A 16870-nucleotide genomic window follows, 5' to 3' on the forward strand; every position below is an offset into this window, starting at 1 on the left:
TATTACATACGTTGAGACGCGAAGTTTTAGGTGTAGATCAGCGGAAGTCGCCGACCTGCCTCTCGACCGGAACGGTGCCCTCCACGACGACGTCGCCGGTGTGCGCGGTAGAGACGGTTTCGATGAGGACGATCTCGACCTCCTCGTCCGCGATCGGATTGTGCTGAACCCCGCGGGGAACGACGTAGAACTGGCCCGGCGTGAGTACGACCTCCTCAGCATCGGGCAGCTGGATGCGCAACCGACCGGAGATGACGAGGAACATCTCGTCCTCCGCGTCGTGGGCGTGCCAGACCAGCTCGCCGAGCAGCTTCGCGACCTTCACGTACTGATCGTTCACGCGCCCGATGACCCGTGGGGTCCAATGAGCGTGGACCTGCCGGAGCTCAGCGGCGACATCGATTCCGTGGAGAGAATTCATGGGCCCATCATCGGCCCCAAGACGCGCGTACGCCGAATCGACCAACCGACGATAGAAACTCCCCGTCATTAACTTGCAGGATCGGACTGTCCCGCAAGGAGGGGTCCCCTGGGTGGAACGCCAGCATGTCTGCGCGCCAGGTGACGGTGAGTCGTTGTGGACAATTACCCCCTAAGGCAGAAATACGCCATCCCGAGGACGCCCCGGTAGCCATCTTCATATGCAGCGCGCTGTTCCTCATATTGCCGACGGACCTGCCATGCGGCGGGATGGTCGGCATCGTGCGATTCCAGCCAACGGGTAAATCTGTCGCGGTATCCGGTCTCGAAGACGTCCCATTCCTGAACGCTTGCTTGGTCGTCGTCCACCACCTCGAAGCCAGCGGCCTGAATCTGCTCACGTAACGCATCTGCTGTCAGGTACTCGTCATCACGTCCAGCCAGAGGGGCGGTAGCAGCCGGATGAGGTGTTGCTGACCAGATCGCCTCGCCGTAGACGAGCCGGCCGCCGGGGAGCACCAGAGCTCGAAGTGCACGCAGGGCCGCGGCGTAGTCGAGCGGCTGCGCGTCCTCTACCGGCGGCCCCCAGATCTGGCTCGCGCCGATGCAGATGACAGCGTCTGCGGGGCGATCCTGAGCTTCCAGCCCAGGCATCGAATCAAACGTCACTCTGTTAAGCAGCCCACGAGTCAATGCCTGTTGCCTCGCCCGGTCGATGGATGCGGAGGCACTGTCCACTCCGCGTCCCCGTGCCTGCGGGGCCGAGGCCATAACCCGAAGTAGCAGTTCGCCCCATCCGCACCCCATGTCCAGAACCTCAGCCGGCGCCGGGTCGGACAAGAACGCCACAAGGTGAGCGGCACGTTCCTCGGAAAGCGGAGTGAGCCAGGTCAGGGACTCATATAGGGGCGGCAGCTCAAGCGAAGTGGCGTCGGTCACTCGATGATGTTCTCACGAGTCATAGAAGCGCCTGCTTGGGATATCCGCTTGTCCGGCAGTGGACCGGCTTACGGGGCACAAAGTTTCGTTGGCAGGAGGCTGACTCTGCGAGGATACGCATGTGAAAAAGAGCCCAAAACCGCGACGACCGGACGTGACGGCGCTGGAGCTGATCGGGGGCCCCGAGAGACTCGAACTTCCCCTCCGCAGCTACGACGACCGGTGGCCGGGGATTTATCTCACTCACCGTCACCGCATTGAGGGTTCCATCGGGACATCGCACATCGAAATCGAGCACATCGGCTCGACGTCGGTTCCGGGATTGGCAGCCAAGCCGATCATCGACATCGTGGTTGCAGTGGACGACATCACGGCCGAGGAGGACTACCTCGACCCGCTTCTCGCAGCCGGATACGATCTGCGAGTCCGAGAACCAGGGCACCGGCTGGTGCGTACGCCGGAACGCGATGTTCACGTTCACCTATACGAACGGGATGATCCCGCAATCGGCGAGTATCTACTTCTTCGCGATCATTTGCGCCGCAACGTAGAGGACCGTGTCCTGTACGAAAGCACCAAGCGATCTTTGCTCGAGAAGCAGTGGGACGACATGAATGACTACGCCGATGCCAAGACCGAAGTCATCCTGGCGATCAAGGCGCGGGCAAGGGCAGCCTGCAGGTACTGACGCTATATAAATTCGAGGGACGGGATCCTTCACCGGACAGCGGACGTCATGCTTCAGGCTACGAAGATGCAGAACGGATGACCGGCCGGATCGGCGTAAACGTACAACGGCTCGTCCAGGTCGTCCGTACGATCGAATCGGAGCTCTGCCCCCAACGCCAACGCCCTGGAGTGGTGATGCTCGAGTGTCGCCCGGTCAGGAACTGTTAGGTCGAGGTGCATCTGCATCGGCACATCAGGCAGCGGCCATGTTGTCCTCTTCAAATGATCAACGTGCTGAAAAGCAAGCTTGCGGTTGCCCTGCCCATCAGTCAGAACGAGCCAATCGACGTCGTCAGGCATGCCCTCACCCACGGGCGGCTCATCTCCTGGCCGATACTGGAGTCCGAGCAGATGACGGTAGAACTCTGCCAGCCCGCGCACATCGGTAGTGTCGAGAACCGTGTGAAGCACCTGTGGGAATACGCTCATGGGCTGAGACTAACCCTGGTGGCTGCCGATAGGTTTGCCAGCCGGTAAATAGTGTTCGTCTACTTACCTCAAGGCTTTGGTGCACTGGATTTCGCCCAAGTAGTTGCGCAGGGACCGCAAACGGAATCCAATAGCCCAATGACAAAGGATCCCGGCACAACCACGCCAGAATCATCACCCGGGCTGAAGCGGGCCATCGGCGCGCTGCTGTTGTACGGGTTTATCGTGGGTGACACCCTCGGTGCCGGCATTTACACCCTGGTGGGCACCATGGCAGCCGACGTCGGCGGCGCGATCTGGATCCCCCTGCTGATCGCCCTGGTCGTCGCCCTGCTCACCGCCACGACCTACGCGGAACTGATCACCAAGTACCCGCACGCTGGAGGAGCCGCGCGCTACGCCGACCGGGCTTTTGGCATCCCCTACGTGTCATTCCTCGTTGGCTTCCTGATGATGGCCTCGGGAATCACCACAGCCGCTGCTCTCGCGAACGCCTTCGCCGGCGATTACCTTACAGCGCTCTTCGATGTGCCGTCGGCCCCCGCAGCGGTCGCCTTCATCATCGTGCTGACCCTGATCAACCTGCGCGGCGTCAAGGAGTCCCTTACCGCGAACCTGATAGCTTCCGTCATCGAGGTCTCCGGCCTCGTCCTCGTCATTGTCGTCTGCGCCATTGTTTTCGCCGCCGGCAACGGGGAACCGGCGCGGCTCCTGGAATTCGCGCCGGACGTACCGCCCCTCGAAGGCGCGTTCGCCGCATCGATCGTCGCGTTTTTCTCCTTCCTCGGCTTCGAAGCGGCAGCGAACATGGCCGAGGAAGTACGCAACCCGTCCAAGGCCTACCCCCGCGCACTCTTCGGAGCCATCTGCACCGCCGGGTTCGTCTACCTTCTCATCGCCCTCGGCGCGGTCATCGTGGTGGAGCCATCCGAGTTGGCCGAGTCCACCGGCCCCCTGCTCGACGTCGTCGCAGCCAGCGGTGTGGGCATCCCGCCCTGGCTTTTCAGCATCATTGCCCTGATCGCGATCGCCAACGGAGCGCTGCTGTTTATGGTCATGGCCAGCCGCGTCGGTTATGGATTGGCGGAAGCGGAACTGCTCCCCAGCGCCTTCAGCCGCGTGCTGCCGGGCCGCCGCACCCCCTGGGTCTCCATTGTTGTGGTTGCCGGACTAACGATCATTTTGACCCTTACCGGAAATGTCGCCTCATTGGCCGAAACCACCGTGCTGCTCCTGCTGCTGGTGTTCCTGTCCGCCAACGTCAGCGTCCTCGTCCTCAAAAAGGACAAGGTCGACCATGACCACTTCTCCGCGCCCCGGTTCATGCCGGTCCTCGCCATCATCGCGAGCATTGCGCTCCTCTCCCAGCAAAGCGCGGCCATCTGGCTGAGTTCGGCTGTCTACGTGGCGATCGGATCCCTGTTGTTCCTGGCGGCCCGGGCCCAGCGCAAACGCGAGGACCGCAAGAGCGCGGGCTGACTCGCGGCTCGCGGACTGCCGGGGAGCCAAGGGGACGGTGAATCCCTTGCCGCGTCCGCGCGGTTGACGGGTCGTTGACTTGAAGTTCGAGGCCCTGTCGTGCGCCAACACGGCCCACCGTCCTGCCATGGCAATGAAACGGAGAGGCTGTCTTTCCAGATAAGATAAGCGCACTTAGGACTGACAGCCGATATGAAAGTGAATGAATGGAAGACGCCCTTATGACGGGTACCAGCGTGGATTCGAGTGGAGAAGGCAAACACCGGCCAGCTGGCCCGGCCCGCCAACGGCACCTCAGCGACTTCACGGCTTTGACCCGGCAGATCCAGGAAGCCGGCTATATGCGCCGGAACTACGGCTACTACTGGGCCAAGCTGATCGGGGTAACCCTGATGGGTCTGGTGCTGGCCCTGGCTTTCATCCTGCTGGGGGACACCTGGTGGCAGATGGTGACCGCGGTGGTGCTGGCGTTACTGATGACGCAGATCGCGTTCCTGGGGCACGACGCCGCACACCGGCAGATCTTCGTGTCGCCGAAGTGGAACGAGTGGGTCTCGCTGATCGTGGTTAATCTCTTCGCCGGCATGGGCCTTGGCTGGTGGAATGCAAAACACAGCAAGCACCATGCCGCACCGAACAAAATCGGCACGGACCCGGACATCGCTCCCGGCGTCCTGGCCTTCACCCCCGAGGCAGCCGAAGCACGCACGAACCGTTTGACGCGCTGGCTTGCCACCAAACAGGGTTACTTTTTCTTCCCGCTGCTCCTGCTTGAGGGAGTCAACCTGCATGTGCAGGGCATCAAGCGGGTACTGGGCAAGGGCCGGATCAAGCGGCGGTGGGTGGAACTTAGCTTCATCGCTGTGCGCCTGGTCAGTTATGTGGTGCTGGTCTTCATGGTTCTTTCACCGGGCAAGGGTGCAGCGTTCATCGGCGTCCAGCTCGCCGTCTTCGGGCTGTACATGGGTATCTCCTTCGCCCCGAACCACATCGGCATGCCGATCGCGCCCAAGGACGCGGGCATCGATTTCCTGCGGCGCCAGGTATTGATGAGTCGCAACATCACCGGCGGCCGGTGGGTGGATACCTTTATGGGAGGACTGAACTTCCAGGTTGAGCACCACCTGTTTCCCTCCATGTCCCGCCCGAATCTGCGCAAAGTCGCCCCGCTGGTCCGCCAGCACTGTGAGCAGCTGGGGGTGCGGTACACCGAAACCGCGTTTGGGCAATCCCTGCGGGACGTCACCACCTATATCAACAGGGTGGGCCGCGGCGGGGTCGATACGTGGGCCTGCCCGCTGGCCAGCACGCACCGTGTGTAAGTTCCCTGTCACCGTGCACTGCTTTTAGATCGTGAACAAAAACCGGACCACCCCTCAGGGGGTGGTCCGGTTTTTGTTTTTGGCGGCCACCGTCCTGTTAGGTGCTGGGCGGGGCAACGCCCGTGTTCATCGGGCCGAGACGGAGTTCGTACCCTCGGTTTCGATCACGGGGTCCCCGGAGGTGTACGTGACGGTGTTGTTCTCTCCTTCGACGTCGATGTCACGGGTCTCCTCGACGCCGACAGTGTTCGCGGTTCCGTCCACATCGATATCGGGCACATTGCTGAGGGTGGCTTCATTATTGCTGCCCTCAATCTCGAGGCTTTCCGCGTCCTCGCCACTGACTGTGTTGCCATTGCCCTGGATATCGATGTCCTCACATTGACCCGTGGTCTGCACGGAGGAGCCACTGGTCTCGACGTCGATGTCCCCGCCGCCGGAGCAGGTAATGCTGACGCTCGTGTTCGCTTCCGTAATTTTATGTTCCTGCCCGCGGCTGAGGGTGATCGTCGCACCGGAGCCAGCGGGTGCGGTTGATGCGCTTAGGTCCGTCGGGGAGGCCGTGGAGGTGTTTTCGGGTGTTCCGACGCTGGTTGATGAGGGTGTTCCGGTTTCCTCCGGGGACGGGGCCGGGTCCGCGGTGCATCCGGTGATGACTGCCAGGCCCGCGACGGCGGTGAGGACGGGTGCGGTGATGCGGAAATTGCGGTACATGCGGGTTCTCCTCAGCTAGGCGGGGCTGGGTGTTGTGTTGGCCTGCCCGGAGAGAACCTGCAGCTGCCCGAGCAATCCCTCATTTGGGGCTCTTCCGCTTGCATGTTTTATTTTCCAGCATCTTGAACGGGATGGCCACGTAACTCCGCAAAACGCTGGGCGGATAGTCCCTAAGGGACCTAGGAGGCAGCCGGCCGTCGGGTGAGACGCTCGGTGAGGAGCCGGTTGGCCCAGTTCGGAGTCACCTGGGAGAGCGCGGCCAGGAAGCGTGCCTGCGATCCGACGGCGTGGTGGACGTTGCGGGGCCACTTCGGGTTGCGGCGGGACCTGATGCTGCGTTCCACGGCGGCGACAGCGGCTGCGGCAACATCGGTTTCGTTCAGCCGCACGCCGAACGACTGTATTGCTCCGATATTGACGCCCTTGACCATCCCGGTGTTGACGAACAGAGGCCACAGATCGAGCACGGCAATGCCATGCTCCGCCCATTCCAGTTCCAGTGCCTCGGTCAGGCCGCGGACCGCGAACTTCGTGGCGCCGTAGGTGGCAAGATCGGGCTGCCCGTAAATGGCTGAGGCGGATCCCAGGTTGAGCAGCACCGGTCTGTCAGCGTTCTTCAGGTACGGGAACGCGGTATGGGCACCGTTGATGGTGCCCAGAACGTTGACGTCCACGAGTGCCCGGTGCCGTTCAAGATCGGTATCAACAAACGGTCCGGCGGCAAGCAGCCCGGCGTTGTTGACCAGAAGGTCCAAGTGATCCTCGCAAACGGACGCCAGGGCTTCGCGCCACTGCTGGGCATCCCGGACATCGAGCGTTCCGGTGACGACGGTGGTGTCGTGCGCGGCAGCGATGTCCTTGAGCTCAGATAGGCCGTGACTTTCGATGTCGAACGCGCCGACTATCCATCCGCGGCGCAACAGACGGGCTGCGGTGGCGTGCCCGATGCCGCGGGCGGCGCCGGTGACGACGGCGACGCGGCGTGAGTGCTGCTCAGTGTTCCCGGCCATGTCAGGCCCCCACACGGTCGGTTGCGGCCTGCGCAGCGGTTCTGCGCCGCGCTCCGGCATCGCGCTCCCTGCGTAGGGCACGCATGTAATCGACGAAATCCACCTGGATGGTGTGCCGCTTGCTGGCGACGTACCTTTTGGTGATCGCCTTGCGGTGGCGGTCGATCTCGGCGTCCATAGCGGCCCGCTCGGGCAGGGCGTAACGGCCCTGGAGATGGTCGGCGGCGAGCTCGGACTGCCGCTCGGCGATCGGCATGACCGCACCGAGCGGCTGGACCAGTCCGATGAAGTACAGCCCCGGCACCGTCGGGTGGAACATCCGCTGGTAGAGCCGGATCTCGTTATCTCCGGACGGGTCGAGGAAGCCGGCGTCAAAGAACGGGAACGAGATCTTGTAGCCGGTGCAGTAGATCACCAGGTCGGCCGCGACGCGGGTGCCGTCGGTGAAGACGACGCTGTCACCGTCGAAACGCTGGATGTTGGGCTTCGGGACCACGTCGCCGTGGGCCAGCCTGTCGAGTATCCGGCTGGAGACGGTCGGGTGGGCCTGGGCGAACTTGTGGTCGGGTTCCTGAAGGCCGTAACGCGACATTGGGCCGGTGGCGGCGCGCATGACCACGCGGGCGACGCCCCAGCGGACCCGGGACGGGATCAACTCGTGCGCTCCGATCTCGTCGAAGGGCTTGCCGAAGACGTACTTAGGAATGATGTGCACGCCCCGGCGGTGGGAGAGGTAGGTCTCGGCCGCGTGGTAGCTGGCATCTGTACAGATATCCATGGCCGAGTTGCCCATGCCGAGCACCACGATCCGCTTGCCGGTGAGCTGTTGCTCGTCCGTGTAGTCGTGGGAGTGCATCTGCTCACCGGTGAAGCCTTCGGCGCCGGGGAAGGTCGGCTCCGGCATGCGCGGGTCCCAGTGGTGGCCGTTGGCTACTATGACCGAGCCGTAGCGCCGGGTCTCTCCGGTGCTCAGCCGAACCTCGAAGCCGCCGTCGGGCAGAGGCTGCACGTGCTCCACGCCGGTGTTGAAGGTGATCTTGTTTCGGAACCCGAAGTGGTCGACGTAGGCGTCGAAGTACGCCGCAACCTGATCGTGGCGTGCGAAATTGGGCAGGTTCGCGGGCATCGGAAAGTCGCTGAACTCCATCCGGCTGCGCGAGGTGTTGATGTGCAGAGACTTGTAGGCCGCGGACACTCCGTTGCTGTTGCCCCACACCCAGTTGCCGCCGACCCGGTCCGAGAGTTCAAAGCAGTCGAAGGCAAGTCCCCGTTCGTGGAGAACTTTGGCCGCCGTGATTCCGGAGCAGCCGGCGCCGATGACACACACGCGCTCGCTGCTGCCGAGCTCGTGGGTGGGCGGTGTGCTGTGGGCAGTCGTCATTGGCGCTCCAAGCAGGTGGATGTGTCCGGACTTACGTGATGTACGTCACTGTAAGCTCACCCGGCCGCGCCCAGCGTTATCAACACCCCGGCAGCAGCATCGCTGCTGGGAACGGGGTCGGGCAACCTGACCTCCCTGGAGAAGGCCATTAACGAGCAGGCGGCAAAGGGCTACCGGCTCCACACCATCACGACCGCGAGCAGCGGGAGCAAGGGTTTCGGTGGCGGAGACCGCATCCAGGCGACGATGGTGTTCGAAAGCCTCGGATAACCTTCCTAGCTGAAGTCCGCCTTCCGGATCAGCCCGTGGATACCCACGGTCCGGTCCACCACCTGGGAGATGGCGAAGTCCGCAGCGGCGGAAAGGTAGGCGTAGGCAACGGCGCGGTCCATGCCTTTCTCCTGCTCGAGGAAGTCCAGGGCATTGACCACCGCCCGCCGCATGGCAATATCCAGGTCGCTGTTCACGCCGCCGCCACCGAGACCGTCGGGGTCGGACAGGCCAATGGGGATCCAGGCGTCCGCCGTCTCGGCGAACGGATACCGGTGGGCCAGTTCCGGAGCGTCGCCGGAGCCGGGTTTGCAGACGGTCAGCCGGAAGGTGCCGCGCAGGGACCCCTCCATGGCGGTCAGCGCCACCTCGCCGTCGCCCATACCCATGTGCGGATCGCCCACGTAGAACAGGGCGCCGTCGGCCTTGACCGGCAGATAGAAGGTGGATCCTGGACCGAGGTGGCGGATGTCGATGTTGCCCCCGCCGAGCGTTGGCGGCACCGAGTTAGCTTCCGGGTCGGTGAGGCCGCTGGTTTCGGCAAAGGCCACACCCATCATTCCCATGAACGGGCGCAGCGGAAAACGGACCTTCATCTCGCCGCTGGTCATCACCCCCTTGCCGTCCTCAACCGCGGTAAAGACGGAGACGTTGTGATAATCCGTGGGAACGCCGGAGCCGCGGTTATCCGTATCCACCGGCGGCATGACTTCCTCCAAAGTGATGCCCGCCGGTGCTTCCGGTCCGGGCTGCACAGCAAGCGAACCTTTACCGTGGCGGCTGGAGACGACGCCGTACGGAACCCGGGGAACGGCGTCGAGCGTTTCGATTTTCAGGACATCGCCGGGCTCCGCGCCCTCGACCGCGACGGGACCGGTGACGACGTGCGGTCCGTCGGTATCGAAGTTCCGCGGCGTGCGGTTGTAGCCGGCGGCAATGTCGACGGCGTCCTGAAGCACCCCGCTTTCTTCAACGCCGTGGCTGCCGAAGAAGGACACCGGGTCCCGGCCCTGGTCTTCCAGGATCCCTTCATGGGAAAGGGCGTCGATGGTGATGGTCTCGCCGGATTTCATCCGTGCCACCGGCGCCGCATGCACGGTGGGCACGTACCCCCACAGCACTTCGTCGGGGGTGGAGACGAGGTAGTGGTCCCCGGGGATATCGCCGGAGTGCGGCTGCAGGATGTCCTCCGGCTGGGCGCCAGGCGATCCGGTTTTTCCCGCTCGGGCGGCCGCCGCCGGGGACGGCGCGTGGGGGCCGGTTGGGTTGTGCACCCGGTGGTGAAGGCCAGGGCGCCGATGCCCGCCGCGGCTCCGAGGAATCCCCGGCGGCCCAGTCCTTTGGTCAGCACCTCGGCGGCGTCCCGCCCGATCAGCATTCTGTCCATCGTGTCCTCCTCTACCTGGTTTCATCACGCTAGCCAGCTGGAGTTTCGAGGCTGTTTCGGGCGGGTGAACAGGCTGTGTGGGAGGTTGCGGGGCGGGTCGGGCAAGGGTGAGCCGACGACGGCGGGGCGGCTACTTGATACCGAAGTCGAAGCCGGCCTGGCGGTGCCCAAACCGTTCCCGAAGGAAGTTGCCCGTGGTGGTCAGTTCCGCAGAGGTGCGGCGGTGGCGGCCCGAGTACAGTGTGTCTGCTTGTCCGGCGAGGAGCTGCAGCTGCTCGACCAGTTCCTCGTTGGGGGTCCTTCCGCTCGCCTGTTTGGTCTCCAGCATCTTCGGCGGAATGGCCACGTAATTCCGAAGAACGCTGGGCAGGAAGTCACGCACCATAGCTGTGAGTTCGTACTCGAACTGGGGATCGCCGAGCGGCTGGCGCGTTTCGGCGTCGATCACCGCGTCCAGCGTCTGGCAGGTTTCCAGGATGCTGACATACGCCTCGGTGGGAATCCGGTTCTTGTTCTGCCGGGCGAGGGCGGCTGACCAGGCCAAAGCCTGTGGCAGGTCCTCCGGGGGCGAAGGGTTCGATGCCCCCGGCGTAGACGGGTGCTGGACCTGCGGCCCCGAGGTCGCGGGCTGGGTCATAACCTGCGGTACTCGACCGCGCGGGTGCAGCCACAGGTCCCGGAGCATGTAGGACCGCATGGCCGACACGGCCACGACCCCGAGAATCACAAAGAACGAGAGAACGGCCAGCGCGCTGTACCCGGCGACGGCGGCGGCAGCCAAGACAAGTGCTACGTACAGGCCACCCTCAAGGATCACCTTCCAGTTACTCCTGCGCACCCCGATCATCAACACCAGGAGAGGCATAAAAGGAAAAAACAGGAGGGCGACGGCGACTTTGAAGATGTTCCCCACGGTAAGTCGAGACATCATGATCCTCTCGTTATGGCGTGGTGGCAGACCCACAATTCCAGATTACAACTCCACCGCGTCCCCCGCTGTGATGTACCTGACAGCGCCTGCGAAAGCTAACCTATTGTGCTTTTAAGCTAAGTTGGTTAGCTTTATGGCATACACCGAGTGCCTGGAGGGCATCATGACTGAGTACCTGAGCATTGGAACGAACCGGCTGGCCTACGACCTGCAGGGGGAGGGCCCGCTGGTGGTCCTCGCGCACGGCATGGGCGACAGCCGCCGTTCGTACCGCTTCGTCGTGCCGGCATTGGTCGCCGCCGGCTACCGGGTGGCAAACCTGGACATCCGCGGCTGCGGTCAGTCCAGTACCGGCTGGGACGGCTACAGCCGCACCGACATCGCCGGAGACCTCGTGGCGCTGGTGGAACACCTCGGTGGTCCCGCAGTCCTCGTAGGCCAGTCCATCAGCGGCGGCGCCGCCACGATCGCCGCTGCCGACGCGCCGGACCTCATTGCCGGCGTCGTCGAGATTGCACCGTTCACCCGGAAGCAGTCCATGGACCTCGGCGGCATGTTCCGCGTTCCGCGCTATCGGGCCGCCTCCCTCCAGCTGCTGCAGACCATGCTCCGCGGGAGTGTGTCCAACTGGCTGAAGTACCTCGACATCGCCATACCCGTGAAGCCCACCGACTGGGCAGCTGAACGGTCGCAGATTGCCGCGGTGATGCAGGACCCGGCTCGCATGAAAGTCCTGCAGGCCATGATGAAGACCGCCCCCACCGACGCCGGGGCGCGGCTGGCCGACGTCCGCAGCCCCGTCCTCGTCATCCAGGGCAGTGCCGACCCGGACTGGGCCGACCCGCGCGCGGAGGGCGAACGTGTCATTGCCGACCTCCCCGCCGGTCTGGGCACCCTCGCCGTCATTGACGGCGCCGGCCACTACCCGCACGCCCAGACACCCAACGAACTCCTTGACCTGGCGCTGCCGTTCCTCGCCCGGGTCCTCGGGGCACACACCAACCGCGGAACCGACCATGCCTAGGGCGGGACTCAGCGCGGCCGCCGTCGTCGAGCGCGCGGCACAGATGCTCGACGAACCCCATAGTGAGGGGCTGAACCTCGCGGCCATCGCGGACAGCTTCGGCGTCCGCGTCCCCTCGCTCTACAAGCATGTCGACGGCGTCGCCGGCCTCCAGCGGGGCGTGACCCTGCATGCGAAGCGCTCACTCACCCGCGTCATCGCGCAGGCCGCAATCGGACGTTCACGGGATGATGCGATCATCAACATCGCGCACGCCTACCGCGGGTGGGCGCTGGAGCACCGCGGCCTGTACCCGTTGGCCATGCTGCCCGTCGACAGCGGGGACCCCGAGGAGGTGGAGGTCGCGGCGTCGTTCCTGGACGTTATGACCGGCGTCCTGACGGGCTACCAACTCTCGGGCGACGACGCCATCGACGCGATCCGGTTCCTCCGCGCGGCGCTTCACGGCTTCGTCTCGCTGGAAACCAGCGGCGGCTACGAAATGCCCCGTGACCTGGATCGGAGCTTCAACCGCCTGGTCGGGAGCATCACCACCGCGCTGGACGGCTGGGCGCGGTCATGACGCGTGCTGCCTCCAGTGGCGCCATGAGGCCGCGTCCCTACAGCGAAGTTGATGTCTTTTCCTCTGAGCCGTATCGGGGCAACGCCTTGGCGGTTGTTCACGACGCCGACGGCCTAAGCGCCGAGGAAGATGCAGCGCTTCGCCACCTGGACGAACCTGTCGGAAACGACGTTCCTGCTGGCTCCAAGCAGTCCGGCGGCCGATTACCGGGTGAGGATCTTCACCGCGACGGAAGAACTGCCGTTTGCCGGCCATCCCACGCTCGGCTCGGCCAGGGCCTGGCTGGATGCCGGCGGGTCGCCGCGGGCAGGCGGAACGCTCATCCAGGAGTGCGGCGTGGGGCTGATCCCGATCCGTATCCAGGAGGACCAGCTGGCCTTTGAGGCGCCGCCGCTCACCCGTTATGAACCCGTGGATGAGGTGCTCATCGGCCGGATAGCGGCAATCCTGGGGATCCCACGGGAGAACATTCTTGATGCGTCCTGGCTGGTCAATGGTCCGCAGTGGATCGGCGTCCGGCTTGCCTCGGCGCAGGAAGTGTTGAGCCTGCAGCCCGACCCGGCAAAGGCCGGCAGCCTGGAAATCGGTGTGGTGGGCCCGTGCGGGTCCACGGCGGAAACCCAGCTCGAGGTGCGTGCGTTCATCGGCGGCGACCCCGTCTGGGAAGACCCCGTGACCGGCAGCCTGAACGCGGGCCTTGCACGCTGGCTGACCGACGCGGGTCTGGCCGCGCCGCCGTACACGGCGTCACAGGGAACAGTCCTCGGCCGCCGGGGCCGCGTGCACATCAGCCTCCGCGACGGGAACATCTGGGTCGGCGGCCAGGTCACGAGCTGCATCGAGGGAACCGTCCGGCTGTAGCGCGCAGCTAACGGGCGAGGGGACTGACAGGGTCGCTCAGGGCCCGGTGCACGGACGCGACGGCGCTGGATCCTTCGCCGACCGCCGCCGCGACGCGCTTCATGGAGCCGTGGCGGACATCGCCGGCGGCAAACACCCGTGGGGTCGAGGTCTCGAAGGGCATCGGTTCGCGGCCCAGCGGCTGCCATCGATCCAGCGCCTGAACCGCAATGTCGGTCCCTGTGCGGATGAATCCCGCATGGTCCCTGTCGAGCGTGGGCAGCCACGTGCTGGCAGGGTCGGCGCCGATGAAGCAGAACAGGCCGCGCGCATCGACGGGCCCGGCGGTGTCGATGCGGACCGAATCCAAGGCGGAGCCGCCGTCCAGCCCAACGATGTTCGACTCCGTATGGATAGCGATGCGGGGATCCTCCCGCAGCCGGTCCACGAGGTAGGAGGACATCCGCGCCCCAACGTCCGTTCCACGGACCACCAGATGGACCGGGCATCCGTGGGACGCGAGATAGAGTGCGGCCTGGCCGGCCGAGTTTGCCCCGCCGACGACGACCACCGGGTGCCCGGCGACTTGGCGCGCCTCGAGGCTGGTCGCGGCGTAATAGATTCCGTGTCCCTCGAAGTCCTCCCACCCCTGAACTCCGAGACTCCGGTAGGCGGCCCCGGACGTGATCAACGCGGTGCGGGTATGGAGGACAGCACCGTCCCCCAGTGTGAGCTTGAGGCCATCATCCATGGTCTCGAGAGACACCGCATCGCAGGGTGCCCAGATCCTTACCCCGAACTTGATCGCCTGCAGTGTCGCTTGGCGGATGAGGTCTCCACCGGCAACGCCAAAGGGAAAACCAAGGAAGTTCTCGATTCGGGAGGTCGCCGCTGCCTGCCCACCCGGCGCGACGGCGTCGAGCACCACCGTGTTCAGCCCTTCGGAGGCTGCGTAGATGGCGGCGGCGAGCCCGGCGGGTCCGCCGCCAACGACGAGCAGGTCCGTGGCGCCCTCCTGGTGGGGCTGGTAACTCAATCCGAGGCGCTCGGCGACGGCTCCCGGCGTCGCACGTGTCATGAGCTTGCCCTGGATGAGTGCTGCCGGCAGATCACCGGCCGCTATACCGTGGCCATCGAGGGCGCCCATGCCGTCGGGCGGGACGACGAAGACGGTATGAATCAAGTCCAGCCGTTCCGCGAAGCGGCGAAGAGCCAGCAATTCGCTGGACGCTTCCGTCCCGATGAACTTGAGCGTCATGGCGGCCGGTCCCCGCCGAAGGGCTTCGCGGCGTTCCCACAGAGTATGGAGAACAATCCCCCCGAGATCGTCGTCCTGGTTCATGACCAGCCGCAGATCTTCGCGGGCCAGGCGCCGGATGCGCCCGGGCTCCTTCACCCGCGCCGACAGGAGCGCGGCCTGTCCGTTGAGCAGCCCGAGTTCACCGCCGAACGAGCGTGGCCCGAGCGTGCTGAGAACGGTTTCTTCGTCCCACCACAACGGGTCCCGCACCATTTCAATGGCCCCCGATTCCACGAGGATCATTGGATAGTTCAAGTCCCCGGCGCGGAAAACGTAGTCGCCCGCGCCGACGTCGGTTGGTGCGGCCATGCCGAGGAGTCTTTCCCACTGCGAGTCGGAAAGACGAGGCACGTCACTGGTTCGCTTGGCAGACTGCTCACTGACATCCGTCATGTCGGTCCTTCGAGCTAGACGGTGGATTCAGAATGCAGTGAGATTACCTGATTGAACCTGCGAATGGATGGCCTGCCGGAACGTTTAGCTGTCGCGGGCGGCCGCGATTTCGAGAACGCGGTCGCGACAGAGCCGCCAGCCGAGCATCAGGGCCGGGATGATGACCACCAGGGAGGCGATCGTCCAGGTGCCCACGGGGGAATCGAAGGCCATCAGGATCAGCACGGCGAGAAGGAACGCGAGCGTAATCCAGCCGGTGACGGGAGCGCCGGGCATCCGGAAGGACGGGCGGGACAGTTCCCCGCGCTGGGCCCGCCGGGTCAGCGCCATCTGGCACAGGACGATCATGGCCCAGGTACTGATGATTCCCAGGGATGCCACGTTCAGGACGATCTCGAACGCCTGGGCGGGAACGACGGCGTTGAGGACGACGCCGAGCAGGGCAACGAACGCGGTCAGGGCGATACCGCCGTACGGGACGCCCGCCTTGTTCATCCGCCCGGCGAACTTCGGCGCGGAGCCGGCCATGGACATGGAGCGCATGATGCGGCCGGTGGAGTACAGGCCGGCATTGAGTGAGGACAGGGCGGCGGTCAGGACCACCAGGTTCATGATGGCGTCCACACCGCCCACCCCGATGGACCCGAAGAACGTGACGAACGGGCTTTCGCCGGCCTTGTAGGAGCTGTACGGCAGCAGCAGCGAGAGCAGGACGAGCGTGCCGACGTAGAACACGGCAATGCGCACGATCACGGTGTTGATGGCCTTGGGCATAATCTTTTCCGGGTGTTCGGTCTCGCCCGCAGCGGTGCCGATGAGCTCGATCGAGGCGTAGGCGAACACCACGCCCTGCATGACGACGACGGCGGGCAGCAGGCCGTTGGGGAAGAGGCCGCCGTTGCCCGAGATGAGGCTGAAGCCGACCACCTGACCGTCCACGGGGGTGCCGAAGAGCACGAAGCAGATGCCCACGATCAGGAAGGCGACCAAGGCCACGACCTTGATCAGCGCGAACCAGAACTCCAGTTCCCCGAAGACCTTGACGCTGATGAGGTTCAGCCCCAGCACCAGGACCAGGGCGGCCAGGGCCCAGGTCCACTGCGGGATGTCCGCGATCGGCGGCCAGTATTTCCGGAAGAAGTTCATGTACAGCGCGACGGCGGTGATGTCCACGATGGCGGTCATGGCCCAGTTCAGCCAGTACAGCCAGCCGGTGACGAAGGCCGCCTTCTCGCCGAAGAACTCACGAGCGTAGGAGACGAAGGAGCCGGAGGAGGGCCGGTGCATCACCAGTTCACCCAGGGCCCGCAGGATCATGAAGGCAAAGAAGCCGCAGACGGCGTAGCTGATGACCAGTGAGGGGCCTGCCGCTGCGAGGCGGCCGCCCGCTCCCATAAAGAGCCCGGTGCCGATGGCGCCGCCGATGGCGATCATCTGGACCTGGCGGGGCTTGAGTCCCTTGTGGTAACCCTCCTCCTCGTGGTGGAAGGTGGGTTCGGGGGTGCCTGCCTGGACGGTGGAGTCCGGGAGGGCCGGCGGAGCCGGGGGTGGCGTGATCATGGGTTCCTTTGCTCAGCCTGGCGGGGTGCCGCGGGCTGAAGAGTTCGGGGGGGGGGGAGGCTGCTCGCCGGTGGGCAGCCCTTTTTGAGGAGGGGGGACGGCTCGGGGGTCGGGCGCGGCGGCGCCGGATCAGGGCATGGCCGTGTAGGGCAGGGTCTTCGGAAGTTCTTCTGTCAGGTG

At 64.8% G+C, this 16870-nt stretch carries 16 protein-coding genes and 1 pseudogene; 7 read left to right on the forward strand and 10 right to left on the reverse strand.

The genetic code is table 11. The annotated features are described in order from the left end of the window. Positions 1–37: 37 nt before the first annotated feature. Both QNO10_RS01280 and QNO10_RS01285 read right to left on the reverse strand, forming a co-directional pair. Positions 38–421 carry a cupin domain-containing protein gene (locus tag QNO10_RS01280; RefSeq protein WP_229951265.1) on the reverse strand — a complete coding sequence of 128 codons (384 nt, stop codon included), beginning with the start codon at positions 419–421 and terminating at the stop codon, positions 38–40. Positions 422–585: 164 nt separating this feature from the next. Then, positions 586–1359 (reverse strand): cyclopropane-fatty-acyl-phospholipid synthase family protein, encoded by a 774-nt coding sequence (locus QNO10_RS01285; protein WP_229951264.1) that lies wholly within the window; start codon positions 1357–1359, stop codon positions 586–588. A gap of 121 nt (positions 1360–1480) precedes the next feature. Between QNO10_RS01285 and QNO10_RS01290 the strand changes: the two genes are divergently transcribed. Next, positions 1481–2047, forward strand: a complete 567-nt coding sequence (locus QNO10_RS01290) for a GrpB family protein (RefSeq protein WP_229951262.1) — start codon at positions 1481–1483, stop codon at positions 2045–2047. A 53-nt stretch (positions 2048–2100) separates the two neighbouring features. On the opposite strand, the gene QNO10_RS01295 is transcribed toward QNO10_RS01290, so the two are convergent. After that, entirely contained in the window at positions 2101–2517 is a 417-nt protein-coding gene (locus QNO10_RS01295) for a VOC family protein (RefSeq protein WP_229951260.1), read from the reverse strand. A 138-nt stretch (positions 2518–2655) separates the two neighbouring features. On the opposite strand from QNO10_RS01295, the gene QNO10_RS01300 reads away from it, so the two are divergent. After that, positions 2656–3996 (forward strand): APC family permease, encoded by a 1341-nt coding sequence (locus QNO10_RS01300; RefSeq protein WP_229951258.1) that lies wholly within the window; start codon positions 2656–2658, stop codon positions 3994–3996. 206 nt (positions 3997–4202) lie between these two features. Further along, positions 4203–5318 (forward strand): fatty acid desaturase family protein, encoded by a 1116-nt coding sequence (locus QNO10_RS01305; RefSeq protein WP_229951256.1) that lies wholly within the window; start codon positions 4203–4205, stop codon positions 5316–5318. Between the two features lie 126 nt (positions 5319–5444). Here QNO10_RS01305 and QNO10_RS01310 read toward each other — a convergent pair whose 3' ends face one another. The 3 genes from QNO10_RS01310 to QNO10_RS01320 all read right to left on the reverse strand — a co-directional run bounded on the left by QNO10_RS01310 (position 5445) and on the right by QNO10_RS01320 (position 8423). Next, positions 5445–6032: a DUF3060 domain-containing protein gene (locus QNO10_RS01310; RefSeq protein WP_229951254.1), complete on the reverse strand. Its 588-nt coding sequence runs from the start codon at positions 6030–6032 to the stop codon at positions 5445–5447. Positions 6033–6211: 179 nt separating this feature from the next. Further along, positions 6212–7042 (reverse strand): SDR family oxidoreductase, encoded by an 831-nt coding sequence (locus tag QNO10_RS01315; RefSeq protein ID WP_229951252.1) that lies wholly within the window; start codon positions 7040–7042, stop codon positions 6212–6214. 1 nt (position 7043) lies between these two features. After that, positions 7044–8423, reverse strand: coding sequence for a flavin-containing monooxygenase (locus tag QNO10_RS01320; RefSeq protein ID WP_229951250.1), 1380 nt, complete (start codon positions 8421–8423; stop codon positions 7044–7046). A 105-nt stretch (positions 8424–8528) separates the two neighbouring features. Here QNO10_RS01320 and QNO10_RS01325 point away from each other — a divergent pair, with 105 nt between their 5' ends. After that, a complete protein-coding gene (locus tag QNO10_RS01325; protein ID WP_269437895.1) occupies positions 8529–8693 on the forward strand; it encodes a DUF4177 domain-containing protein in 165 nt (54 codons plus the stop codon). Between the two features lie 5 nt (positions 8694–8698). Here QNO10_RS01325 and QNO10_RS01330 read toward each other — a convergent pair whose 3' ends face one another. Then, positions 8699–9967, reverse strand: coding sequence for an acetamidase/formamidase family protein (locus tag QNO10_RS01330; RefSeq protein WP_229951248.1), 1269 nt, complete (start codon positions 9965–9967; stop codon positions 8699–8701). 243 nt (positions 9968–10210) lie between these two features. Next, complete coding sequence (locus QNO10_RS01335; RefSeq protein WP_284162288.1) at positions 10211–11008, reverse strand: hypothetical protein; 798 nt, start codon at positions 11006–11008, stop codon at positions 10211–10213. A gap of 136 nt (positions 11009–11144) precedes the next feature. Here QNO10_RS01335 and QNO10_RS01340 point away from each other — a divergent pair, with 136 nt between their 5' ends. The 3 genes and pseudogenes from QNO10_RS01340 to QNO10_RS01350 all read left to right on the forward strand — a co-directional run bounded on the left by QNO10_RS01340 (position 11145) and on the right by QNO10_RS01350 (position 13458). Continuing rightward, the gene (locus QNO10_RS01340) at positions 11145–12035 is read left to right on the forward strand and encodes an alpha/beta fold hydrolase (protein ID WP_229951244.1); all 891 of its coding nucleotides are present in this window, start codon (positions 11145–11147) and stop codon (positions 12033–12035) included. After that, entirely contained in the window at positions 12028–12597 is a 570-nt protein-coding gene (locus QNO10_RS01345; RefSeq protein ID WP_229951242.1) for a TetR/AcrR family transcriptional regulator, read from the forward strand. Before QNO10_RS01340 ends, QNO10_RS01345 begins: the two co-directional genes overlap by 8 nt. 23 nt (positions 12598–12620) lie before the next feature. After that, a pseudogene (locus QNO10_RS01350) lies at positions 12621–13458 on the forward strand (PhzF family phenazine biosynthesis protein). 7 nt (positions 13459–13465) lie between these two features. On the opposite strand, the gene QNO10_RS01355 reads toward QNO10_RS01350, so the two are convergent. Further along, positions 13466–15046 (reverse strand): FAD-dependent oxidoreductase, encoded by a 1581-nt coding sequence (locus QNO10_RS01355; protein WP_229951240.1) that lies wholly within the window; start codon positions 15044–15046, stop codon positions 13466–13468. 168 nt (positions 15047–15214) lie between these two features. After that, a complete protein-coding gene (locus QNO10_RS01360; RefSeq protein ID WP_229951238.1) occupies positions 15215–16690 on the reverse strand; it encodes an amino acid permease in 1476 nt (491 codons plus the stop codon). Between the last annotated feature and the right edge of the window lie 180 nt (positions 16691–16870).

It is taken from the genome of Arthrobacter sp. zg-Y919 (assembly GCF_030142045.1).
Taxonomy (GTDB): Bacteria; Actinomycetota; Actinomycetes; order Actinomycetales; family Micrococcaceae; genus Arthrobacter_B.

What these genes read in the sequence shown, in the direction of transcription:
- QNO10_RS01280 (WP_229951265.1), bottom strand. Translation starts at nt 421, where the DNA reads ATGAATTCTCTCCACGGAATCGATGTCGCCGCTGAGCTCCGGCAGGTC.
- QNO10_RS01295 (WP_229951260.1), bottom strand. Translation starts at nt 2,517, where the DNA reads ATGAGCGTATTCCCACAGGTGCTTCACACGGTTCTCGACACTACCGAT.
- QNO10_RS01300 (WP_229951258.1), top strand. Translation starts at nt 2,656, where the DNA reads ATGACAAAGGATCCCGGCACAACCACGCCAGAATCATCACCCGGGCTG.
- QNO10_RS01305 (WP_229951256.1), top strand. Translation starts at nt 4,203, where the DNA reads ATGGAAGACGCCCTTATGACGGGTACCAGCGTGGATTCGAGTGGAGAA.
- QNO10_RS01310 (WP_229951254.1), bottom strand. Translation starts at nt 6,032, where the DNA reads ATGTACCGCAATTTCCGCATCACCGCACCCGTCCTCACCGCCGTCGCG.
- QNO10_RS01315 (WP_229951252.1), bottom strand. Translation starts at nt 7,042, where the DNA reads ATGGCCGGGAACACTGAGCAGCACTCACGCCGCGTCGCCGTCGTCACC.
- QNO10_RS01320 (WP_229951250.1), bottom strand. Translation starts at nt 8,423, where the DNA reads ATGACGACTGCCCACAGCACACCGCCCACCCACGAGCTCGGCAGCAGC.
- QNO10_RS01335 (WP_284162288.1), bottom strand. Translation starts at nt 11,008, where the DNA reads ATGTCTCGACTTACCGTGGGGAACATCTTCAAAGTCGCCGTCGCCCTC.
- QNO10_RS01340 (WP_229951244.1), top strand. Translation starts at nt 11,145, where the DNA reads ATGGCATACACCGAGTGCCTGGAGGGCATCATGACTGAGTACCTGAGC.
- QNO10_RS01345 (WP_229951242.1), top strand. Translation starts at nt 12,028, where the DNA reads ATGCCTAGGGCGGGACTCAGCGCGGCCGCCGTCGTCGAGCGCGCGGCA.
- QNO10_RS01355 (WP_229951240.1), bottom strand. Translation starts at nt 15,046, where the DNA reads ATGGCCGCACCAACCGACGTCGGCGCGGGCGACTACGTTTTCCGCGCC.
- QNO10_RS01360 (WP_229951238.1), bottom strand. Translation starts at nt 16,690, where the DNA reads ATGATCACGCCACCCCCGGCTCCGCCGGCCCTCCCGGACTCCACCGTC.